The following is a 21822-nucleotide window of genomic DNA, read 5'->3' as shown; positions in this document are numbered from 1 at the left end:
GCACTCACAGCGACGGAGCCTCCTCAAGCAGCGGGTGCCCCCACTTTTGCACGAAGGCGGCCTCGACGGCCGCTCCGACCTTGTAGAGCCGGTCGTCCTTCATAGCGGGGGCGATGATCTGCAGTCCGACCGGCAGACCGTCCTCGGGGGCCAGGCCGCAGGGCAGCGACATGGCGGAGTTGCCGGCCAGGTTGGTGGGGATGGTGCACAGGTCCGCGAGGTACATCGCCATCGGGTCGTCGGCGCGCTCGCCGATCGGGAAGGCGGTGGTCGGGGTCGTCGGGGAGACGATCACGTCGACCTGCTCGAAGGCCTTCTCGAAGTCCTGGGTGATGAGCGTGCGGACCTTCTGGGCCGAGCCGTAGTACGCGTCGTAGTAGCCGGAGCTGAGCGCGTAGGTGCCCAGGATGATGCGGCGCTTGACCTCGTCGCCGAAGCCCGCCTCGCGGGTGAGGGCGGTGACCTCCTCGGCCGACTTCGTGCCGTCGTCGCCGACCCGCAGGCCGTAGCGCATGGCGTCGAAGCGGGCCAGGTTGGAGGAGCACTCCGAGGGCGCGATCAGGTAGTAGGCGGAGAGCGCCAGGTCGAAGGACGGGCAGTCCAGCTCGACGATGTCGGCGCCCAGCGACTTCAGCAGCTCGACCGACTCGTCGAAGCGCTGGAGGACACCGGCCTGGTAGCCCTCGCCGCGGAACTGCTTGACGACGCCGACGCGCATGCCCTGGACCGAGCCGTTGCGCGCGGCCTCGACGACCGGCGGGACCGGCGCGTCGATGGACGTGGAGTCCAGCGGGTCGTGCCCGGCGATGGCCTCGTGCAGCAGCGCCGCGTCCAGGACCGTACGGGCGCAGGGCCCGCCCTGGTCGAGGGAGGACGAGAAGGCGACCATGCCGTAGCGGGAGACGCCGCCGTAGGTGGGCTTGACGCCGACCGTGCCGGTGACGGCGGCGGGCTGGCGGATGGAGCCGCCGGTGTCCGTGCCGATGGCGAGCGGGGCCTCGTAGGAGGCGAGGGCAGCGGAGGAGCCGCCGCCGGAGCCGCCGGGGATCCGGGTGAGGTCCCAGGGGTTGCCGGTGGGGCCGTAGGCGCTGTTCTCGGTGGAGGACCCCATGGCGAACTCGTCCATGTTGGTCTTGCCGAGGATGACGACGTCGGCGTCGCGCAGCTTCCGCGTGAGCGTCGCGTCGTACGGCGGGACCCAGCCTTCGAGGATCTTGGAACCGACGGTGGTCGGCATGTCCTTGGTGGTGAAGATGTCCTTCAGCGCGAGCGGGACGCCGGCCAGCGGGCCGAGCTTCTCGCCCGCCTCGCGCTTGGCGTCCACGGCACGGGCCTGGGCGAGCGCGCCCTCGCGGTCGATGTGCAGGAAGGCGTGGACCTTCTCGTCGACGGCGTCGATCCGGGCCAGGTGGGCCTCGGTGACCTCGACGGCGGTCAGCTCGCCGGAGGCGATCTTCGCGGCGATCTCGGCCGCGGTGAGCTTGATGATGTCCGTCATGGCTGTTTAGTCCTCCCCCAGGATCTGCGGCACCTTGAAACGCTGCTGCTCCTGGGCCGGGGCGCCGGAGAGCGCCTGCGCGGGGGTGAGCGACGGACGGACCTCGTCCGCGCGCATGACGTTGGTCAGCGGCAGCGGGTGGGAGGTCGGCGGTACGTCTTGGTCGGCGACCTCGGAGACGCGGGCGACCGCGCCGATGATGTCGTCGAGCTGACCGGCGAAGTGATCGAGCTCTTCGCCCTTCAGCTCCAGACGCGCCAGCCGGGCGAGGTGGGCGACCTCCTCGCGCGTGATGCCAGGCATGCAGCGATCCTCAGGGGTTGGTGTGTGGTTTTGAGCCCAATCCTATGGGGTCTCCGGGGGGCGGGTGCCCCCGCCCGATCGGGCTACGCCTCTGCCTGGTCCGCTCCCCGGGATCTTCAGGGGGCGTCCGGCTCCGCCGCGCTGTTCACCGCGCCGTTCAGCGACCCGTTCATCGAGCCGGTCGCCGAAGCCGTCGCCGACCCCGCGGCGGCCGCCGCCTGGGCCTTCAGCTCGGCGGGCCGCCGCCAGCCGTGCTCGCCGCGGGCCCGCAGCCAGGCCGTGGTCTCCTGCGGCGGCATCGCGGCCGCCACCAGCCAGCCCTGCACCGCGTCGCACCGCAGATCCCGCAGCCGCTCCCAGGTCGTATCGTCCTCGACGCCCTCGGCGACGACGACCAGGCCCAGCGAGTGGGCCAGGTCGATGGTGCAGCGGACGATCTCCGCGTCCTCGTGGTCCACGGCCAGCCGGGCCACGAAGGAGCGGTCGATCTTCAGCTCGCTGACCGGGAGCCGGCGCAGATGGACGAGCGAGGAGTAGCCGGTGCCGAAGTCGTCCAGAGACATCTTCACGCCGTGCGCGGTGAGCCCGGCCAGGGTGTCGGCCGCGCGCTGCGGGTCCTCCAGCAGCACATGTTCGGTGATCTCCAGTTGGAGCGCTCCCGCGGGCACGCCGTGGCGGGCCAGGCGGGCCGCGACGCTCCCCGCGAAGCCGGGGGTGTGGACGTCGCGCGGGGAGACGTTGACCGCGACGGGCACGCGCAGGCCCTGCGCCCGCCAGCGGGCGACCTGGGCGAGCGCGGTCTCCAGGACGTACTCCGTGAGGTGCGGCATCAGCCCGGAGGACTCGGCGATGGCGATGAACTCGTCCGGGGGGACCCGGCCGCGCTCCGGGTGCACCCAGCGCACCAGGGCCTCCAGCCCGGCGACCTGCCCGTCGAAGCGGACTTTGGGCTGGTAGTGCAGTTCGACCTCGCCCGCGTCCAGCGCCCGGCGCAGATCGCCGAGGAGGCCGAGCCGATCGGGGGTGTTGCTGTCCCGCTTGGACTCGTAGACCTCCACGCCCGTGCGGTCCCGCTTGGCCTGGTACATCGCGACGTCCGCCCGGCGCAGCAGCCCTTCGGCGTCCAGGGCGTGGTCGGGGTAGACGGCGACTCCGGCGCTGGCCTCCAGGACGAGGGTCAGCCCGTCGAGGTCGAGCGGCGAGGACAGCTCGGCGACGAGATGGCGGGCGACCTGCTGGGCGCTGGTGGTGGAATCGGTGTGCGGGAGCAGGACGGCGAACTCGTCGCCACCGAGGCGGGCCGCCTCCGCACCGCGCGGCAGGGCGAGCCGCAGGCGCTCCGCTATCTGGAGCAGCAGCCGGTCCCCGGCCAGGTGGCCGAGGGTGTCGTTGACCGCGCGGAAGCGGTCCAGGTCGATGAGGACCAGCGCGGAGCGGGTGCCGATGGACTCCGCGTCCTCCAGCGCCGACCAGGTCCGCTCCAGCAGCCACTGCCGGTTGGGCAGTCCGGTCAGTGGATCGCGCAACTGCTCCTCGGCGCGGGCGCGGGCGATCCAGAGGGTGGAGTCCAGGGCGATCAGCGGCACCGCGAAGAGCGGCAGCAGGATGGGCATGGACATCGCGACGGCGCAGATCAGCGGGGCGAGCCCGAGGAGCGCGACGGCGACAAGCCCCTGGCGCAGCATCGCGGTGCGGGCGATGGTGGGCAGCCCGCCGTTGTGCGGTGCCTGGGCGTACCACAGGAGGACCCGGGTGACGAGCAGATACGTCGACGCGGTCAGGAGCAGTTCCGGGACGGCCGCGATGCCCCAGTCGAGTGGCCGCCAGGGCTCCTCGACGGTGGGGACCACGCCGAACGCGGCCAGCACGAGCGCCGCCGCGCCGATGCCCAGCATGTCGACGCCGCCGTGCAGCAGCCCCTGCCACCAGCGGTGCCGGCGGGCGGTCCCGACGAGCACCACGACGGCGAGACTGACCAGGACGGCCGGCAGCCAGCCGTACAGCAGGAGCACGGCGAGGGTGAGGGCGGCGCCGGAGCCGGTGCCGCCCCACCACCGGTCGCGGCCGAGGGCCACCAGATGGCCGACGATGACCCCGGTGAGCACGGCGAAGGACCAGCCGACCACCCCGTCCGGGAAGAGCGCGTGGCCCTGCTGGACCGTGCGGTAGGACCCGACCGCCAGCAGTAACGCGGCGATCCCCACGACGGCGGCCCCCACCGGGGGCGTGAGGCCGACGAAACCTTGCAGCCGCGACACCGGGGCGGCGCTCTCGGTCGGTTTCATTCCGTCCCTCTCACAGCCGGCGGTGCCGATGACCCTCGGTGGCGCCCGATTCCGTGGCACCACGGCCCGGTCGAGGGCCGTGCACGGCGGGCGCACCTCTCAACAGTAGGCCGCGAAAGGCTTCCAGGGGCAGCGCTCTACAGCTCTTGCCCGAATGCGAACCGACCACCCGTCACCATCTGCTATTGGTCCGAACGAGTGGTACGGCAGGGCCATTCGGGGAGCGACTGACCCTTCTTCACCCCTCTGCCCCGTTTCCTTCCCCGCACGGAGCGCGCCACGCCGGGGCATCGTCTCGAAGGCGTCTCGATCCGGGAAACGGGCGGCGAACGGCGACCCGGCGGGCGGTCACTCCCCGTCCGCGCCCCCGTCTACGCCCCGCCGCCCTCCGGGGCGGCCCCGGGCTCGGCTTCGGGAACGGACAGGGCGGCTTCCCGGGCGCGTTCGGGGCCGTCCTGGAGAAGGATGGCGAATCCGCCCTCGTCGAGCACGGGCACCTTCAGCTGCATCGCCTTGTCGTACTTGGAGCCGGGGTTCTCGCCGACGACCACGAACGCGGTCTTCTTCGACACCGATCCGGTGACCTTGGCGCCGAGCGTCTGGAGCGCTTCCTTGGCGCCGTCGCGGGTGTGGCCGGCGAGGGTGCCGGTCACGACGACGGTGAGCCCTTCGAGGGGGCGGGGGCCCTCGTCCTCGTCGGAACCCTCGTCGGCCATCCGCACCCCGGCCTCGCGCCACTTGCGCAGAATCTCGCGGTGCCAGTCCTCGGCGAACCACTGCTTGACCGACGCGGCGATGGTCGGCCCGACGCCGTCGGCGGCGGCCAGCTCCTCCTCGGTCGCCTCGTCGATGCGGTCGACGGAACGGAACTGACGGGCCAGCTCCTGGGCGGCGACCGGGCCCACGTGCCGGATCGAGAGGCCGGTGAGGATCCGGGCGAGGGGCGCTTCCTTGGCGGCGGCGATGCCCTCCAGCATGGCCAGCGCGTTCTTCTTCGGCTCGCCCTGCTGGTTGGCGAAGACCGTCGCGATCTTCTCCTCGCCGGTCTTCGGATCGCGCTTGGGCAGCCCGCTGTCCTGGTCCAGGACGTACGCCCGGATCGGCAGCAGCTGCTCGATGGTGAGCGAGAACAGATCGCTCTCGTCCTTGAGGACGGGATCGGCGGGTTCCAGCGGGCGGGTCAGGGCGGCGGCGGCCACATAGCCGAAGTGGTCGATGTCGAGGCTCTTGCGCCCGGCGAGGTAGAAGACGCGCTCGCGCAACTGGGCGGGGCAGGTGCGGGCGTTGGGGCAGCGGAGGTCGATGTCGCCCTCCTTCATCGGGCGCAGCTCCGTCCCGCACTCGGGGCAGTGGGTCGGCATCTCGAAGGCTTTCTCGGTGCCGTCGCGCAGGTCGACGACGGGGCCGAGGATCTCCGGGATGACGTCGCCCGCCTTGCGCAGGACGACGGTGTCGCCGATGAGGACACCCTTGGCCCTGACCACGTTCTGGTTGTGCAGGGTGGCGAACTCGACCTCGGAACCGGCCACTTCGACCGGCTCGACCTGGGCGTACGGGGTGACCCGGCCGGTGCGGCCGACGCCGACGCGGATGTTGACCAGCTTGGTGTTGACCTCTTCGGGGGCGTACTTCCAGGCGATGGCCCAGCGGGGGGCGCGCGAGGTGGAGCCCAGGCGGCCCTGGAGCGGGATCTCGTCGAGCTTGACGACGACGCCGTCGATCTCGTGCTCCACGGAGTGCCGGTGCTCGCCGAAGTACGCGATGAACTCCCGTACGCCGGCGAGGGAGTCGACGACCCTGTTGTGCTGGGCGGTGGGCAGGCCCCAGGAGTGGAGCAGGTCGTAGGCCTGGGAGAGGCGGTCGATGCTCAGGCCCTCGTGGGCGCCGATGCCGTGCACCACCATGTGCAGGGGGCGGCTCGCGGTGACCTTGGGGTCCTTCTGCCGCAGCGATCCGGCCGCCGCGTTGCGCGGGTTGGCGAACGGCTTGTCGTCGGCGGCGACCAGCCGGGCGTTCAGCTCCTCGAAGCCCTCCATGGGGAAGAAGACCTCGCCGCGGATCTCGACGAGCTCCGGGATGTCCTCGCCCTTGAGGCGGTGCGGGATCTCGGCGATCGTGCGGACGTTGGGGGTGATGTCCTCGCCCGTGCGACCGTCGCCGCGGGTGGCCGCCCGGGTGAGACGGCCGTGCTCGTAGGTGAGGTTGACGGCGAGGCCGTCGACCTTCAGCTCGCACAGGAAGTGGTGGTCGGGGGTGCCGGTCTCCTTGGCGACGCGGTCGGCCCAGGCGGCCAGCTCCTCGTCGTCGAAGGCGTTGTCCAGGGAGAGCATCCGCTCGCGGTGCTCGACGGAGGTGAACTCCGTGATGTACGGCCCGGCGACCTTCTGGGTCGGGGAGTCCGGGGTGCGCAGCGCCGGGTGCTCCTCCTCCAGGGCCTCCAGCGAACGCAGCAGCCGGTCGAACTCGGCGTCGCTGACGACCGGCTGGTCCTTCACGTAATACCGGAAGCGGTGCTCCTCGATCTGCTCGGCCAGCAGCGCGTGCTCCTCCCGCGCGTCCGCCGGGACCGAACTCTCCTGCTCCACCCGCTCTTCGCCCGCCATCGTCCCGTCCTCCTGTGTACCCGTCGTCCCCGTCACTCAGGGTTGTCCGCGAGCGACTTCGCCGCCCGGGCGCTGTGGGCGAGCGCGGTACGGGCGTACGCGGGCGACGCACCCGCGAGACCGCACGACGGAGTGATCGTGACGGACTCGGCGAGAGTCCCCGGATTCAGCCCCAGCCTGCGCCACAGCGTCCTGACTCCCATGACGCTACCGCCCGGGTCCGACAATCCCTCCGAAGCCGCGTCCGTGGAGGGCACCACGCCCAGGAACAGCTGGGTGCCGCCCTCGACGGCTTCCCCGATCGCCTCCTCCTCACGCTCCGTGAGCAACGAGAAGTCGAGCGAGATGCCGTCGGCCCCGGCCCGGCGCAGCAGCGCGACGGGCACCTCGGGGGCGCAGGAGTGGACGAGCGTGGTCCCGTCCTCGCCGGCCGCCGCGAGGACGTCGCGCAGGGTCGCCTCGACGATCTGGCGGTCGACCGCGCGGTAGGTGCGGTAGCCGCTGGCCGAGCGGACCCGGCCCAGCAGGACGGCGGTCAGGGAGGGTTCGTCGAGCTGGAGGACGACGTTCGCGCCGGGCATCCGGCGGCGGACCTCCGCGAGGTGGGCGCGGAGCCCCTCCGCCAGGGATCCGGCCAGGTCGCGGCAGGCGCCCGCGTCGGCCAGCATGGCTTCGCCGCCGCGCAGTTCGAGGGCGGCGGCGAGCGTCCAGGGCCCGACGGCCTGGACCTTGAGCAGCCCTTCGTACCCCTGGGCGAACTCCTCCAGGGCGTCCAGGTCCTCCCCCAGCCAGGAACGGGCCCTGCGGGTGTCGCGGCCGGGCCGGTCGCTGATCCGCCAGCCGCTCGGCTCGACGTGCCCGTACATCTCGACGAGCAGGCCGACGCTCCGGCCGATCATGTCGGCGCCCGGTCCGCGCGCGGGCAGTTCGGCCACGTACGGCATGCCCTGGCCGTCGGCGAAGGAGCCGGTGACGGTCTTCGCCGCCTCCCTCGCGTCTCCCCCGGGCATCGATCCGATGCCGGTCGCCGGACACCCGCTGAACTTGCTCTTCTCGCTCACGCGGGAAGCCTACGGTCACCGGCGGGGCATCTGCTCGCCAGGGCGTCAGCGGCCGGGCCGGACCGTGAGGTCGTTGACCTCGGCGTCGCGCGGCAGGTCGATCGCCATGAGGATCGTGGTGGCCACCGACTCGGGGTCGATCCAGCGCTCGGCGTCGTACTCCTTGCCCTCCTGCTGGTGCACCTTGGCCTGCATGGGGCTGGCGGTACGGCCGGGGTAGACGGAGGTGACGCGGACTCCGTTGCCATGCTCCTCGTGGCGCAGCGAGTCGGCGAGCGCCTTGAGACCGTGCTTGCTCGCGGCGTACGCGCTCCACCCGGCGTGGGCGTTGAGTCCGGCGCCGGAGTTCACGAAGACGACGTGGCCCTGGGCGACGCGGAGCTGCGGGAGGAGGAGGCGGGTGACCTCGGCGGGGGCGATCAGGTTGGCGTCGATCTGGAAGCGCCAGGCCTTGGGCGTGAGCTCCCCGACCTCGCCGAGTTCGACGACGCCCGCGATGTTCAGCAAGGTGTCGATCCGCTCGGGCATGGCCTGCTGGCCGAACGCCCAGGACAGCCGGTCGGGGTTGCCGAGGTCGCCGACGAGCGTGCGCGCGCCCGGGTAGCGCTCGGCGAACTCCTTGGCGCGGCCGGCGTCGCGGGCGAGCAGGACGAGGTCGTCGCCGCGCTCCTGGAGACGGCGGGCGACAGCTGCGCCGATGCCGGACCCGGCGCCGGTGATGAGGTGGGTAGCCATGGGGCGATCCTAGGTCCGGGCCCGCTCCCGGGTCCCGGCGGTCTCGCCCGGGTGGGGGGCGCCGGCCCCCGGTCCGGGCCGCTCACTGGAGTCCGGCGGACTCCTCCAGGTAGGCGAGCGCGCCGACGCCGTCCTTGGCGAAGAAGACGAGATCGGTCAGGGGCAGCGGCAGGAAGCCCTCGTCCTCCATGCGCTGGAACTGCTGGCGCAGGCCGTCGTAGAAGCCCGCCGTGTTGAGCAGGACGACGGGCTTGGTGTGCTTGCCGTGCTTCTTCAGCTCCAGGATCTCGGTGGCCTCGTCCAGCGTCCCGGTCCCGCCGACCATGATGACCACGGCGTCGGCCTTCTCCAGGAGCAGCGCCTTGCGCTCGGCGAGGTCACGGGCGATGACCATCTCGTCGGCGTCGGTGCGGGCCTTCGCGGCGAGGAAGTCGACCGATACGCCCACGAGACGCCCGCCCGCCGCCTGCACTCCGTCCGCGACGACCTTCATCAGACCGCTCTCGGAGCCGCCCCAGACCAGGGTGTGCCCGCCCCTGCCGAGCAGCTCGGCGAACTCCCGGGCGGGCACGGTGTAACGGTCGTCGAGGTCGGCGGCGGAGAGGAAGACGCAGATGTTCATGGCGCCACCGTACGACCCGCCTCGGGCACTCCCCCGTTCCGGGGACGGATCGGCGTAGGGGATCGATCGGCGTACGGGGAAGAACCCGGCCCCGTACGTCGCTGAAACAGGCATGACTGCCACCCGAGGACACCGCATCACCGTCGAGCAGGGCACCGAGCACGTGCGGGCCGTGCACGACGGACAGGTGCTGGCCGAGAGCCGCCGTCCGCTCGTGCTCCGCGAGACGGGCTGTCCGGCCCGCTACTACCTGCCGCCCGAGGATGTCCGCACCGAACTGCTCACCGCGTCGGCCACCTCCACCCACTGCCCGTTCAAGGGCGACGCCTCCTACTGGTCCCGGCCCGGGGCCGCCGACCTCGTCTGGGCCTACCCGGACCCGAAGCCCGAAGTCGCCGCGATCAAGGACCACTTCTGCTTCTACGACACGGAGACGGTGGCGGACTGACTCTTCGATCCGCTCGCCCGGGAAGTTTTTTTCCGGGCGAGCGATGAGTTTTCCGGGCCGCCCCGGTCTCCTCTCGCATGGACAGGATTCTCTCCGCCGACGGCACGCCGATCGCCTACCGCCGCCAGGGCGAGGGGCCGCCGCTGGTGCTGGTCGGCGGGGCGCTGAGCGTCGCGGCGACCGACGCCGTGCTGGCCGCTCTGCTGGCGCCGCGCTTCACGGTGGTCACCTACGACCGGCGGGGCCGGGGCGCCAGCGGTGACACCGGGCGCTGCACCGTGGCGCGGGAGGTCGAGGACCTGGCCGCCGTCGTCGGTGCGGCCGGGGCGGGCGCGTCGGTGTTCGGGATGTCCGCCGGCGGGGCGCTGGCGCTGGAGGCGGCCGCCGCCGGGCTGCCGGTGGAGCTGCTCGCCGTGTACGAGCCGCCCTACACGCCGGGCGCGTCCGGTCTGCGGTTCAAGGCCCGCTGCACGGCCCGGCTGCGGCGGCTGCTGGCGGCCGGGGACCGGGGCGCGGCGGTGGAGCTGTTCCTGTCCCTGACGGGGGTCGCCGAGGAGACGGCCGCCCGGATGCGGCGGGCCCCGGTGTGGCCGGAGCTGGAGTCGATGGCGCACACGCTGGCGTACGACGACGCGCTGCTGGGCGACGGGGCGATCCCCGCCGAGCGGTTCTCGGCCGTCACCGCCCGGGCCCTGGTGATCTGCGGCGGCTTCAGCAGCGCCCCGGCACGGGCGGCGACCCGGACCCTGGCCGAGGCCCTGCCGCGGGGCCGGCACCGCACGCTGACGGGCCAGACGCGCGAGGTGGCGCCGCAGGTGCTCGCGCCGGTGCTGACGGAGTTCTTCGCCAGGGACGTGTACGCGTACGGGCGGGCGTCGTAGGACGTGCACGCGTACCGGCAGGCGACAGCGACCTGACCGGTACGCGGGCCGGTCTCAGCCGCCCGTCGCCACCCGCTCGCGGCGAACCGTCGTGGCGATGGTGGCCGAGCCGACCACGCGCGTGCCGTCGTAGAGGACGACCGCCTGGCCGGGGGCGACGCCCCGGACCGGCTCGGTGAAGGTGACGTTCAGCTCGGAGCCGTCGACCAGCTCGGCGGTGACCTCGGTCTCGCCGCCGTGGGCGCGCAGCTGGGCGGTGTACGTACCCGGGCCGGACGGGGGCGTTCCGCACCAGCGGGGCTTGATCGCGGTCAGGGCGGTGACGTCCAGGGCCTCGACGGGGCCGACGGTGACCGTGTTGTTCACCGGGGAGATGTCGAGGACGTAGCGCGGCTTGCCGTCGGGGGCCGGGTGGCCGATCTTCAGGCCCTTGCGCTGGCCGATGGTGAAGCCGAACGCGCCCTCGTGGGTGCCCAGCTTCGTACCCGACTCGTCGAGGATGTCGCCCTCGGCCGGGCCGCCGAGGCGGTCGGCGAGGAAGCCCTGGGTGTCGCCGTCGGCGATGAAGCAGATGTCGTGGCTGTCGGGCTTCTTGGCGACGGCCAGGCCCCGGCGCTCGGCCTCGGCACGGATCTCGTCCTTGGTGGTGAGCGTGTCGCCGAGCGGGAACATGGCGTGGGCGAGCTGCTTCTCGTCCAGGACGCCGAGCACATAGCTCTGGTCCTTGGCCATGTCGGACGCGCGGTGCAGCTCGCGGCTGCCGTCCTCGGTGAGCACGACCGTGGCGTAGTGGCCGGTGCAGACGGCGTCGAAGCCGAGGGCGAGCGCCTTGTCGAGCAGCGCGGCGAACTTGATCTTCTCGTTGCAGCGCAGGCAGGGGTTGGGCGTGCGCCCGGCCTCGTACTCCGCGACGAAGTCCTCCACCACGTCCTCGCGGAAGCGTTCCGCCAGGTCCCAGACGTAGAACGGGATACCGATGACGTCTGCCGCGCGGCGGGCGTCCCGGGAGTCCTCGATGGTGCAGCAGCCGCGCGCACCGGTCCGGAAGGACTGGGGGTTCGCGGACAGGGCGAGGTGGACACCGGTCACGTCGTGGCCCGCCTCGACGGCGCGGGCGGCGGCGACGGCGGAGTCCACGCCGCCCGACATCGCGGCGAGGACACGCAGGGGGCGCTGGGAAGTCTGAGTCATAGCCCCTCCAGGGTACGGGTCGCCGGGAACCGAACGCTCACGGATAAGCGTTGACGACCACATGGGGAACAACGGGAGCACCCGGGCCGGGCGTAAGCCTTCGCGGAAGAAGCCCGCGGACGGCGTCAGCCGCCGCGCACTGCTGATCGGCGGTGGCGCGGTGGCGGCCGCCGGTGCCGCCGCGGTGCTCGCGCGCGACGAGGTGAAACGCCTGTGGTGGCGGGTCCCCGGAGTCGAGAAGCCCCGGAAGCCGGGCGAGCTGGACTACGCGGGAGCGACCTGGGTGGCCGCGTCGGAGGCGAACTGGCGGCGCGCGGACCGGCCCGACGACTTCCCCGTCGACCGGGTGATCATCCATGTCACCCAAGGCAGCTTCGCCAGCGCGGTGAAGGTGTTCCAGGACCCCGCCCACCGGGCCGCGACGCACTACATCGTGGGGCAGGACGGGCGGGTGGTGCAGATGATCCGCGAGCTGGACGTGGCGTACCAGGCGGGCAACCGCTCCTACAACGAGCGCGCGGTCGGCATCGAGCACGAGGGGTTCGTGGACCGGCCTCAGGACCTCACGAAGGAGATGTACGCGTCGTCGGCGCGGCTCACGGCGTCGATCTGCGCGCGGCACGGCATACCCATCGACCGGGAGCACATCATCGGGCATGTGGAGGTGCCGGGCACCGACCACACCGATCCGGGGCCGCACTGGGACTGGGACCGGTACATGGAGCTGGTGCGGCGGGCCGCGACGGCGCCGCCGAGCCCGACGCCCTCACCGTCGGCGAAGGCATAGCGCCTCTGGGGGACGGCCCTCGTCAGCTGAGCCCGGCGTTCGCGCCCCTCAGCTGAGCCCGGCCGTCCTCGCCCGCTCGACCGCCGGGCCGATCGCCTCGGCGAGCGCCTTCACGTCGTCCTCGGTCGAGGTGTGGCCGAGCGAGAAACGCAGGGTGCCCCGGGCCAGATCCGGATCGGTCCCGGTGGCCAGGAGTACGTGGCTGGGCTGGGCGATCCCGGCGGTGCAGGCGGAGCCGGTGGAGCATTCGATGCCCTGCGCGTCCAGCAGCAGGAGCAGGGAGTCGCCCTCACAGCCGGGGAAGCTGAAGTGGGCGTTGGCGGGCAGGCGGCCGGCCGGGTCGGGATCGCCGCCGAGCACGGCGTCCGGCACGGCGAGGCGCACGGCGGCCACGAGCTCGTCGCGCAGGGCGCCGACCCTCCGGGCGAACTCCGCGCGCCGCTCGGCCGCCAGCCGCCCGGCGACCGCGAAGGAGGCGATGGCGGGCACGTCGAGGGTGCCGGAGCGGACGTGCCGCTCCTGGCCGCCGCCGTGCAGCACGGGTACGGGGGCGTGGTCGCGGCCCAGCAGCAGGGCGCCGATGCCGAACGGGCCGCCGATCTTGTGCCCGCTGACCGTCATCGCGGCCAGCCCGGAGGCGGCGAAGTCGACCTCCAGCTGGCCGAAGGCCTGGACCGCGTCGGCGTGCATGGGGATCCCGAACTCCGCTGCCACCGATGCCAGTTCACGTACCGGCATGATCGTGCCGATCTCGTTGTTGGCCCACATCACGGTGATCATCGCGATGTCGTCGGGGTTGCGGAGGATCGCCTCGCGCAGGGCTTCGGGATGGACCCGGCCGTGGCGGTCGACGGGGAGGTAGTCGACGTTCGCGCCCTCGTGTTCGGCGAGCCAGTCGACGGCGTCGAGGACGGCGTGGTGTTCGACGGGGCCGGCGAGGACCCGGGTGCGGCGGGGGTCGGCGTCGCGGCGGGACCAGTAGAGGCCCTTGACGGCGAGGTTGTCGGCCTCCGTGCCGCCGGAGGTGAACACCACCTCGCTGGGGCGGGCGCCGAGGGAGTCGGCGAGGGCTTCTCTGGACTCCTCGACGGTGCGGCGGGCCCGGCGTCCGGCGGCGTGCAGCGAGGACGCGTTGCCGGTGACGGAGAGCTGGGCGGTCATCGCCCCGATCGCTTCGGGAAGCATCGGGGTGGTCGCGGCGTGGTCGAGGTAAGCCATGGTGGGGCCGATTCTACGAGCCCGGGGCGGGGCGCATGCCGGGCGCGTCACGGCCCGGCCCCCGCGCACGCTTTCGGGGGGGGGTGCGGTGGACCGGTGCGGAGACCGCCCGAGGCCCCCGGCCCGGTACGGGGAGCGTGGCCCGCGGGGCCGCGAGCGTCAGCCGCCGATGCTCCAGGCGACCGTGCCGTTGGCGGTGACCAGGGCGGCGAGCACGGCGAGGTCGGCGACGCCGAGGGCGAGTCCGAGGAAGGCGCGCCCCCGGCGGCGGGTGTGACGGGTCAGGGCCAGCAGCGCCATCACGATCGCCATGGGTCCGAGCACGATGTTGAAGACCAGCAGCCCGACGAGGCCGAGGACGAACGAGGCGACGGCGAGACCGTCCGCCTCACGGCCGGCGGCCCGGCGCGGAGCGGCCTCGGGGCTCTTCCGCGGCACCGTGCCCGTGGTGACGACGTCCTTGCCCGGGGTGGCGTCCGCGTCCTTGCCGGGGGTCGCGTCCGTGCGGCGGGTGCGGTCGATGAGGGTGAGAGTCATGGTGCGAGCTCCTTCGGATCGGTCCGGGAAACGGCAGGCTCGGCGGGTGCGGGTGCTACGGGGCGGTGCGTGCGGCAAGTCAGTGGGGGCGGCGCGAAGTGCGCTCGCGTACGCCGAAGATCAGCAGCCAGCAGCCGATCACGGCCGCGGCGGCCAGGGTCAGCGGCAGCGGGATGTGGGCGACCGCCCCGAGGAGGATTCCCAGCAGGAGCAGCGCGGCGACGAGGACGAGCACGGCGGAACCTCTCTGTGCGACGACGAAGGCCGTTCGGAGTACGAGTGTTCACTGACTCGAAAGCCTAAACCCCGCACCCTTCCCCTGACTCGGAGAACGGTTGTTTACTGAATGGCATGAGTCACACTCCCGTCGGCGTTCGCCGGACCCAGAAGCTCAGAACGCGACAGGCCCTCCTGGACGCGGCGCTCGCCCTCCTGGAGCACCAGAGTCTGAGCAGCCTGGGACTGCGGGAGGTCACCCGTACGGCCGGGGTCACCCCGACGGCCTTCTACCGGCACTTCGAGGACACCGCGGCGCTCGGCGTCGCCCTGGTGGAGGAGACCCTGGGCAGCCTGCACGGGCTGATCGCCGCGGTGCTCGCGGAGACGGGCGACAGCGAGGAGCGGCTGGACCGCAGCGTGGCGGTGATAGCGCGTCATGTCGGCGCGCAGCCCGCCCACTTCCGGTTCATCGCACGTGAGCAGCACGGCGGGGTCGGCCCGGTGCGCGCGGCCATCGTGGCTCAACTGCGGCGGTTCGCCGAGGAGGTGGCGTGCGCGCTCGGCCAGGAGCCGGGATCCGCCGGCTGGAGCGAGGAGGACCTGCTGATGCTCGGCGGCCTCTATGTGGACCACATGGTGATCACCGCGTCGACCCTGCTGGAGGCCGGACCGGAGGGTGAGGCGGAGGTCGTCCGGGTGGCCCGGCGGCGGCTGCGACTGGTCACCATCGGCCGGTCGCACTGGCTGGACGAGGGCTGACCGCGACGCCCCCCGACGACGACCCACGAGCGCCCTCGGTCGCCCTTGACCCTCCCGTTGCAGGAGGCTCTACGGTCCCGGCTATGAAGATCGTCGTCCATGACACCGCATCCGCCCTGCTCGACCTCCTGCACCGCCCCCTGGCCCAACGACCCGACGCCCTGCGCGAGGTATTCGCCCCGTTGCAGGAGGTGATGTCCGGGGTGGGGGTCGGCGATCTGGTCGAGACGCACCGCGCGGGCAGCGGATTCCCGATCGACCGGGACGACCCGCGCCTCCTGCCCGCCCTGGACCGGATGCGGGAGGCCGGGGTGTGGCGGCGGGTCGAGGACTCCCTCGCCGCCGCGCGGGAGCTGCTGGGCGCGGCGGCGCCCGAGGCGCGGACCGCCGACACCGTGCACGTGGTCCTGGTGCTCGGCGACCCGGACGACCCGCTGATGACCCTCAACCAGGGGTACTTCGGCCTCGGCGGCATCCCGGGCGCGATCCTGCTGATGATGTGGCCCACCGGGACCGGTCTGGCCAAGATCGAGCACGCCGCCGCCCATGAGCTGCACCACAACGTCCGCTACTCCAACGTGGCCTGGGACCCGATGGCGGTCACGGTCGGCGAGCAGGTCGTGGCCGAGGGGCTGGCCGAGGCGTTCGTGCGGGAGCTGGCCGGCGAGGCCGCCATGGGCCCCTGGGCGACGTCCCTGCGCGGCCCGGAGCTCGACGAGGTCTGCGCGAAGGTGGCGGCCGGGATCGACGTGGCGGGCATGCAGAACCTGTCCCCGTACGTGTTCGGCGACCGCACCGCCGTTCAGCTGGGGCAGCCGCCGGTGGGGCTGCCGGACTTCGCCGGGTACGCGGCCGGGCTGCGTTTCGTGGACGCCCACCTCGCCGCCACCGGGCTGACCGCCGCCGCGAGCGTCGCCCTGCCCGCCCGGCAGGTCCTCGGATGCGCGGGCGTGGCCACGACCGCGTGACCGGCCGGCCCGCGACCGCCGCGCCCCCTCCGCGGGAGACTGGTCCGGTGAGCAGCAAGGACCACCACCCCGGAGAACCGCACGCCGACGGACTGACCGTGGGGCGGGCCGCCGCGCTCGTCGGGGTCAGCGTGAAGACGCTGCACCACTGGGACGCGATCGGCCTGGTGCGGCCGGGCGGGCGCACCCGGTCCGGCTACCGGGTGTACGGGGACGACGACGTCGCCCGGCTCCACCGGGTCCTCGTCTACCGGGAGATCGGCATCCCGCTGTCCGCGATCGGGCGGCTCCTGGACGACCCGGAGGTCGACGCGCGCGAGCATCTGCGCCGGCAGCGGGGGCAGCTCGTGGACCGGATCTCCCGGCTGGAGCGGATGGTCGGCGCGGTCGACCGGATGCTGCTGGAGTCGAGGCCCGGCATCCGGCTGACGCCCGAGGAGCAGGTGGAGATCTTCGGGGCCGACTGGCAGCCCTCCTGGACCGAGGAGGCCGAGGAGCGCTGGGGCGGAACGGAGCAGTGGGCCCAGTACGCGGAGCGGGCGGCCGCGATGAGCCCCGAGGACTGGAAGGACGTGGCGGCGGCCAACGAGGCACTGGAGGCCGACCTGGCCTCCGCCCACCGCGACGGCGCCGATCCGGGCTCGGACCGCGCGAACGCCCTCGCCGAACGGCACCGCGCGCAGATCTCGACGTACTTCGACTGCACGTACACCCTGCAGGTGTGCATCGGCCGGACGTATGCGGAGGACCCGGGGTGGGTCGCGCACTACGACTCCGTCGCCCCGGGTCTGGGCGGCTGGCTGTGCCGGGTGATCGCCGCGAACGCCCGGGCCCACGGGGTGGACCCGGACACCCCTTAGGTCAGGAAGTCCGCGGGGCCTTGGCGAGCTGGCGGGACTGGGCGACGAGGCGGTCGGCGCTGTCCCAGACCTCGGCGTCCTCCTCCAGGAAGCCGCCCGCGAGGTTGCGGGTGGTGATGGCGACGCGCAGCGGGCCCGGGGCGGGGCGGCAGCGGATGTGGGTGGTCAGCTCGACGGTGGGCGTCCAGCCGGTCAGGCCCAGCTCGAACGAGGTCGGCGGCAGGGCGTCCACGGTGAGCAGCAGCGACAGCGGGTCCGGATCGCGGCCGTCGGCCAGGCCGAACCAGCCGCGCATCTCGCCCTTGCCGGAGGGCGCGCCGACCGCCCAGCCGACGGTGGCCGGGTCGAGCTTGATGTCGAGGCGGTCGGTGATGGCCGAGCTGCCGGGGATCCTGGGTGCGCCGTCGCTGGGGCCGAGGCAGTGGTCCCGGTCGGGCATGGCGGGCGGCAGGGCCGTGGTGCGGACGTCGTCGGGGAGCGCGTCCAGATCGCCGTAGGTGGCCAGGACCCGGATGCGCTCGACCTCGCTGCCGTCCTCCGCGTACTGGAAGAGGGAGGCCTGACCCGTGGAGAGGGTCCGGCCGGTCCGGACGGTCTGGGTGCGGATCACCGCCGGGCCGGGCACGGAGGCGGTGAGGTAGTGCGCCGAGACGGAGAACGGGTCGGGGTGCGGCAGGGCCTCGCCCAGGGCTCGGCCGAGCAGGGCCAGCAGATAGCCGCCGTTGACGGCGTGGATGATCGTCCAGCCGGCGGAGAGCTCGGCGTCGTAGACGCCGTCCTCGCGCAGGGTGACCGCCGTGTCCCGGTCGAACTCGCTGTCACCGATGGTCGCCCGTGCGGTCTCCGCCGCTCCGGTCACTGCCTCAGTCGCTGCCTGTGCCATGGCATGCACGGTACATCCATCACCCTACTGAGCGGTAGCTTTTTGTGAGCGCCGTTACCCGGCCGCCTCGCCCTACGTCGCCGCCGGCCCCTCCTCGGCCCGCGCCGACGAACGGTTGTAGGCCCGGGGCGCCCGCCAGTGGAAGCGCAGCGCCAGCAGCCGCAGGGCGAACGCGGCGATCACCGCCATGCCGCTGGTCAGGGCGTTGAGGGTGTCGAAGCGGATGCACAGGACCACCATGGTCGCGCCGACGATCGCGGGCACCGCGTACAGGTCCCGGTCCCAGCGCAGCAGCGAGGGGACCTCGTTGGCGAGCACATCGCGCAGGACACCGCCGCCGACCGCCGTGGCCAGGCCGAGCGCCGCGGACGCGGTGAGCCCGAGGCCGTACTCGTACGCCTTGACCGTGCCGGTCACGCAGAACAGGCCGAGCCCCGCCGCGTCGAAGACGTTGACGCCGACCTGGATGCGCTCCACGTGCGGGTGGAGGAAGAAGACCAGGCCGGCGGCGAAGAGCGGGGTGATGAAGTAGCCGAGGTCGGTGAAGGCGGCGGGCGGGATCGCGCCGATCATGACGTCACGGAACAGCCCTCCGCCCAGCGCTGTCACCTCCGCGAGAACCGCGATGCCGAAGACATCGAAGTTCTTGCGGACGGCGAGCAGGGCGCCCGAGATCGCGAAGACGAAGATCCCGACGAGGTCGAGCGCATGCTGGACGGAGGGCGTGAACAGTTCGGTGAGCACCGGGCAATTGTGCCGGTCCCGGACGCTCCCTAGGCCTGGGGGCCGTCCTCCGCCTTCTCCGTGGCCCCCGCGGCCTTCCGCGTGGCATCCGCGTCGGCCTGGGCCGGTACGGTCGCGGGCTCCTTCTCGGGGGCCTCGGCTCCGGCCTCCTTCCCGGGGGTCTCGGGCGCCGGGGCCTCGGCCTCCCCCTCGGAGACCTCCACGGCTTCGGTCGCGACCGCCTCCGTCCCGATGACCGCCTCGATGCCGGCCGCCAGGGTCTGCTTCACCGTTCCGGCCTCGATCTCGGCCGTGTAGTGGCAGGCCACCTTGTGCCCGTCGCCGGTGTCCAGCAGCGGCGGGCGCTCCGTGGCGCACTTGGTCTCCTGCACCCACGGGCAGCGGGTGTGGAAGCGGCAGCCGGCCGGCGGGTTCGCCGGGGAGGGCAGGTCGCCGTGGAGGAGGATGCGCTCGCGGCGGTCCTCGACCTCGGGGTCGGGCACCGGGACGGCCGACATCAGCGCCTTGGTGTACGGATGCCGGGGCTTCGCGTACAGCGCGTCGCTCGGGGCCTCCTCGACGAGCCCGCCGAGGTACATCACCCCGATGACGTCCGAGATGTGCCGGACGACCGCGAGGTCGTGCGCGATCACCAGGTAGGTCAGGCCGAGGGACTCCTGGAGCTCCTCCAGCAGGTTGATCACCTGCGCCTGGACCGAGACGTCGAGCGCGGAGACCGGCTCGTCGCAGATGATCACGTCCGGCTCCAGGACCAGCGCGCGGGCGATGCCGATGCGCTGGCGCTGGCCGCCGGAGAACTCGTGCGGGTAGCGGGAGAGCGCGTTGGACGGCAGCCCGACCTTGGCCAGGATGTCCTTGATCTTCTCCCGGCGCTCCGCCTGGTCCTTGCCGATGCCGTGGGCGGCCATGCCCTCGGAGAGGATCGACTCGATGTTCTGCCGGGGGTTGAGGCTGCCCAGCGGGTCCTGGAAGACCATCTGGAGGCGGCGGCGGAAGGCCCGCATCTCCTCGGACGGCAGCTTCGCCAGGTCGGTGCCGTCGAAGACGACCCCGCCGTCGGTGATGTCGTTCAGCCGCAGGACCGCCCGGCCGAGGGTCGTCTTGCCGCAGCCCGACTCGCCGACCAGGCCGTACGTCTGGCCGGCCTCGATGGTCAGCGAGACGCCGTCGACCGCGTAGACGTGGCCCACCGTGCGGTCGAAGAAGAGGCCCTTCTTGACCGGGAAGTGGACTTTGACGTCGTCCAGTTCGAGAAGGCTCATGCCGGGACCTCCGCCTTGGGCAGGACCGGGTTGACGCAGCGCACCTGGTGTCCGGCCGCGCGTGGTTCGGTCAGTTCGGGGGTGCCGGTGAGGCACTCCATCGTGTAGTGGTCGCACCGGGGCGCGAACGCGCAGCCGTCGGCCCAGGCGATCTTGTCGTTGATGGAGCCGCGGATCGGGTTGAGCGGCTCGCCGCGCGGTGCGTCCAGACGCGGGATGGAGCCGAGCAGCCCGTGCGCGTACGGGTGGGTGGGGTGGGCGAACAGCTCGCGGCGGCCCGCCGATTCCACCGCCCGTCCGGCGTACAGGACGTTGACCTCGTCGCAGAGACCCGCGACGACGCCGAGGTCGTGCGTGATCATCAGCAGGGCGGTGCCCTCCTGGTCGACCAGTTCCTTCAGAAGCTCCAGGATCTGCGCCTGGATGGTGACGTCCAGGGCCGTCGTCGGCTCGTCGGCGATCAGCAGCCGGGGGGCGCAGGCGACCGCCATGGCGATCAGCGCCCGCTGGCGCATACCGCCGGAGAGCTGGTGCGGGTACTCCTTGAGCCGCCGGTCCGGGTCGGGGATGCCGACCCGGTCGAGCAGGGACACCGCTTCCTTGCGGGCCTTCTCGCCCTTCAGCCCGCGGTGGCGCTGGAGGATCTCGGTGACCTGGATGCCGATCGGAACGACCGGGTTCAGCGAGGACAACGGGTCCTGGAAGATCATCGCGAGCTGGCTGCCGCGCATGTCGCGGAGCTTGCGCTCGTTCATGGTCAGCAGGTTCTGGCCGTCGAACTCGGCGCGGCCGCCGACCCGCACGCCCTTGCGGGGCAGCAGCCCCATCAGGGCGAGCGAGGTGACGGACTTGCCGCAGCCCGACTCGCCGACCAGGCCCACGACCTGGCCCTGGTCGACGGTGAAGGAGACACCGTCCACGGCCGTGGCGTCCTTGCGGCCGCGGGCGGTGAAGGTGACGCTGAGTTCCTCAACGGAGAGCAGTGACATGGGACTTCAGCCTCGCAACTTCGGGTCGAGGGCTTCGCGCATGGCCTCGCCCAGCAGGGTGAAGCCGAGGGCGGTGATGATGATCCCGATGGCCGGGTACGCGGCCATCATCGGCTCGTTGTCGAAGAAGCGCTGCGCCTGGGAGAGCATGACGCCCCACTCGGGAACGGCCGGGTCGGGGTTGCCGAGCCCCAGGTAGGACAGGGCGGCGGCCTCGATGATCGCGGTGGCCAGGCTCAGCGTGGCCTGGACGATCACGGGGCTCAGCGAATTCGGCAGGATCTGCGTGAGCACGATCCGCTTGCGCCGGATACCGACCGCCTTCGCGGCCAGCACGTAGTCCGCGCCGCCCTGCACCAGCATCGAACCGCGCAGCAGGCGGGCGAAGATGGGGATCTGGACGACACCCACGGCGATCATCACGGTGGTCAGCGACTGGCCGAGCACGGCGGCGATGGAGACCGCGAGCAGCAGCGAGGGCAGCGACAGCATGATGTCGGTGAAGCGCATGATCACGGTGTCGACGCGCTGCCCGGCCTTGCCGCCGAGGGTGGCGGCGGCTCCGGAGAGCACACCGACGAGCGCGCCGACTATCAGGCCGATGAGCATGGAGACCACACCCACGAGCAGCGTCTGCCGGGCGCCGACGAGCCAGCGGGAGAACATGTCGCGGCCCAGGTGGTCCAGGCCGAACCAGTTCTCGCCGCGCATGCCGACGAACTTGCCCTGGTTGGGGAAGACTTCGCTGCGCCAGGTCTGCGCGGTCGCACCGTGCGGGGCCAGCATCGGCCCGACGACGGCGACCAGGACGAACACGGCGATGATGGCCGCGCCGATGATCGCCATCTTGCTGGAGCGCATGCGCCGGAACGCCTCGCGCCACAGGCTGCTGCCGCTGACGCTCTCGCTGCTCTGGGTCAGCTCGGCAAGACGGTCGATCTTGTCTGCTTTGTTGGTCAGGATCGTCAC

At 72.5% G+C, this 21822-nt stretch carries 22 protein-coding genes; 6 read left to right on the top strand and 16 right to left on the bottom strand.

The window, feature by feature from the left end; genetic code table 11:
- Positions 1-4: 4 nt before the first annotated feature.
- The 7 genes from gatA to CCZ36_RS25715 form a co-directional block, all read right to left on the bottom strand.
- Positions 5-1498 (bottom strand): Asp-tRNA(Asn)/Glu-tRNA(Gln) amidotransferase subunit GatA, encoded by a 1494-nt coding sequence (gene gatA / locus CCZ36_RS25745; protein ID WP_069738392.1) that lies wholly within the window; start codon positions 1496-1498, stop codon positions 5-7.
- A gap of 6 nt (positions 1499-1504) precedes the next feature.
- Positions 1505-1801, bottom strand: a complete 297-nt coding sequence (gene gatC, locus CCZ36_RS25740) for an Asp-tRNA(Asn)/Glu-tRNA(Gln) amidotransferase subunit GatC (RefSeq protein ID WP_003966094.1) — start codon at positions 1799-1801, stop codon at positions 1505-1507.
- Positions 1802-1917: 116 nt separating this feature from the next.
- Complete coding sequence (locus CCZ36_RS25735) at positions 1918-4086, bottom strand: putative bifunctional diguanylate cyclase/phosphodiesterase (RefSeq protein ID WP_128818658.1); 2169 nt, start codon at positions 4084-4086, stop codon at positions 1918-1920.
- Positions 4087-4457: 371 nt separating this feature from the next.
- Complete coding sequence (gene ligA, locus CCZ36_RS25730; RefSeq protein ID WP_128818657.1) at positions 4458-6689, bottom strand: NAD-dependent DNA ligase LigA; 2232 nt, start codon at positions 6687-6689, stop codon at positions 4458-4460.
- 32 nt (positions 6690-6721) lie between these two features.
- Positions 6722-7750 carry a methionine synthase gene (locus CCZ36_RS25725; RefSeq protein ID WP_069738389.1) on the bottom strand — a complete coding sequence of 343 codons (1029 nt, stop codon included), beginning with the start codon at positions 7748-7750 and terminating at the stop codon, positions 6722-6724.
- Between the two features lie 45 nt (positions 7751-7795).
- Positions 7796-8485 (bottom strand): SDR family oxidoreductase, encoded by a 690-nt coding sequence (locus CCZ36_RS25720; protein ID WP_128818656.1) that lies wholly within the window; start codon positions 8483-8485, stop codon positions 7796-7798.
- A gap of 82 nt (positions 8486-8567) precedes the next feature.
- Positions 8568-9107 (bottom strand): TIGR00730 family Rossman fold protein, encoded by a 540-nt coding sequence (locus CCZ36_RS25715; RefSeq protein ID WP_069738387.1) that lies wholly within the window; start codon positions 9105-9107, stop codon positions 8568-8570.
- A gap of 112 nt (positions 9108-9219) precedes the next feature.
- Between CCZ36_RS25715 and CCZ36_RS25710 the strand changes: the two genes are divergently transcribed.
- Positions 9220-9555 carry a DUF427 domain-containing protein gene (locus CCZ36_RS25710; RefSeq protein WP_069738386.1) on the top strand — a complete coding sequence of 112 codons (336 nt, stop codon included), beginning with the start codon at positions 9220-9222 and terminating at the stop codon, positions 9553-9555.
- A gap of 77 nt (positions 9556-9632) precedes the next feature.
- Positions 9633-10436, top strand: coding sequence for an alpha/beta fold hydrolase (locus CCZ36_RS25705; protein ID WP_128818655.1), 804 nt, complete (start codon positions 9633-9635; stop codon positions 10434-10436).
- 54 nt (positions 10437-10490) lie between these two features.
- Here CCZ36_RS25705 and mnmA read toward each other — a convergent pair whose 3' ends face one another.
- Positions 10491-11627: a tRNA 2-thiouridine(34) synthase MnmA gene (mnmA, locus tag CCZ36_RS25700; RefSeq protein ID WP_069738384.1), complete on the bottom strand. Its 1137-nt coding sequence runs from the start codon at positions 11625-11627 to the stop codon at positions 10491-10493.
- 61 nt (positions 11628-11688) lie between these two features.
- On the opposite strand from mnmA, the gene CCZ36_RS25695 reads away from it, so the two are divergent.
- On the top strand, positions 11689-12414 hold the full coding sequence (locus CCZ36_RS25695) for an N-acetylmuramoyl-L-alanine amidase (RefSeq protein ID WP_069738383.1): 726 nt from the start codon (positions 11689-11691) through the stop codon (positions 12412-12414).
- Between the two features lie 48 nt (positions 12415-12462).
- On the opposite strand, the gene CCZ36_RS25690 is transcribed toward CCZ36_RS25695, so the two are convergent.
- The 3 genes from CCZ36_RS25690 to CCZ36_RS34905 form a co-directional block, all read right to left on the bottom strand.
- Positions 12463-13632, bottom strand: a complete 1170-nt coding sequence (locus tag CCZ36_RS25690) for a cysteine desulfurase family protein (protein ID WP_069741822.1) — start codon at positions 13630-13632, stop codon at positions 12463-12465.
- A gap of 159 nt (positions 13633-13791) precedes the next feature.
- Positions 13792-14169, bottom strand: coding sequence for a DUF4190 domain-containing protein (locus tag CCZ36_RS25685; RefSeq protein WP_069738381.1), 378 nt, complete (start codon positions 14167-14169; stop codon positions 13792-13794).
- Positions 14170-14248: 79 nt separating this feature from the next.
- Positions 14249-14404, bottom strand: a complete 156-nt coding sequence (locus CCZ36_RS34905) for a hypothetical protein (protein ID WP_164873548.1) — start codon at positions 14402-14404, stop codon at positions 14249-14251.
- Between the two features lie 116 nt (positions 14405-14520).
- Between CCZ36_RS34905 and CCZ36_RS25680 the strand changes: the two genes are divergently transcribed.
- The 3 genes from CCZ36_RS25680 to CCZ36_RS25670 all read left to right on the top strand — a co-directional run bounded on the left by CCZ36_RS25680 (position 14521) and on the right by CCZ36_RS25670 (position 16975).
- Positions 14521-15147 carry a TetR family transcriptional regulator gene (locus CCZ36_RS25680; protein ID WP_128818654.1) on the top strand — a complete coding sequence of 209 codons (627 nt, stop codon included), beginning with the start codon at positions 14521-14523 and terminating at the stop codon, positions 15145-15147.
- Positions 15148-15230: 83 nt separating this feature from the next.
- Positions 15231-16115 carry a DUF2268 domain-containing protein gene (locus CCZ36_RS25675; protein WP_069738379.1) on the top strand — a complete coding sequence of 295 codons (885 nt, stop codon included), beginning with the start codon at positions 15231-15233 and terminating at the stop codon, positions 16113-16115.
- 47 nt (positions 16116-16162) lie between these two features.
- Positions 16163-16975, top strand: coding sequence for a MerR family transcriptional regulator (locus CCZ36_RS25670; protein ID WP_128818653.1), 813 nt, complete (start codon positions 16163-16165; stop codon positions 16973-16975).
- Position 16976: 1 nt separating this feature from the next.
- Here CCZ36_RS25670 and CCZ36_RS25665 read toward each other — a convergent pair whose 3' ends face one another.
- The 5 genes from CCZ36_RS25665 to CCZ36_RS25645 all read right to left on the bottom strand — a co-directional run bounded on the left by CCZ36_RS25665 (position 16977) and on the right by CCZ36_RS25645 (position 21822).
- Entirely contained in the window at positions 16977-17858 is an 882-nt protein-coding gene (locus tag CCZ36_RS25665) for a thioesterase family protein (protein ID WP_176734557.1), read from the bottom strand.
- A gap of 72 nt (positions 17859-17930) precedes the next feature.
- Positions 17931-18602 carry a trimeric intracellular cation channel family protein gene (locus CCZ36_RS25660; protein ID WP_069738377.1) on the bottom strand — a complete coding sequence of 224 codons (672 nt, stop codon included), beginning with the start codon at positions 18600-18602 and terminating at the stop codon, positions 17931-17933.
- Between the two features lie 29 nt (positions 18603-18631).
- Positions 18632-19864 carry an oligopeptide/dipeptide ABC transporter ATP-binding protein gene (locus tag CCZ36_RS25655; RefSeq protein ID WP_069738376.1) on the bottom strand — a complete coding sequence of 411 codons (1233 nt, stop codon included), beginning with the start codon at positions 19862-19864 and terminating at the stop codon, positions 18632-18634.
- A complete protein-coding gene (locus tag CCZ36_RS25650; RefSeq protein ID WP_069738375.1) occupies positions 19861-20853 on the bottom strand; it encodes an ABC transporter ATP-binding protein in 993 nt (330 codons plus the stop codon). Before CCZ36_RS25650 ends, CCZ36_RS25655 begins: the two co-directional genes overlap by 4 nt.
- 6 nt (positions 20854-20859) lie before the next feature.
- Positions 20860-21822 (bottom strand): ABC transporter permease, encoded by a 963-nt coding sequence (locus CCZ36_RS25645; RefSeq protein WP_128818652.1) that lies wholly within the window; start codon positions 21820-21822, stop codon positions 20860-20862.

It is taken from the genome of Streptomyces sp. S063 (genome assembly GCF_002832675.1).
In the GTDB taxonomy this organism is placed as follows: Bacteria; Actinomycetota; Actinomycetes; order Streptomycetales; family Streptomycetaceae; genus Streptomyces; species Streptomyces sindenensis.
This window is presented reverse-complemented; position numbering and strand designations above follow the sequence as displayed.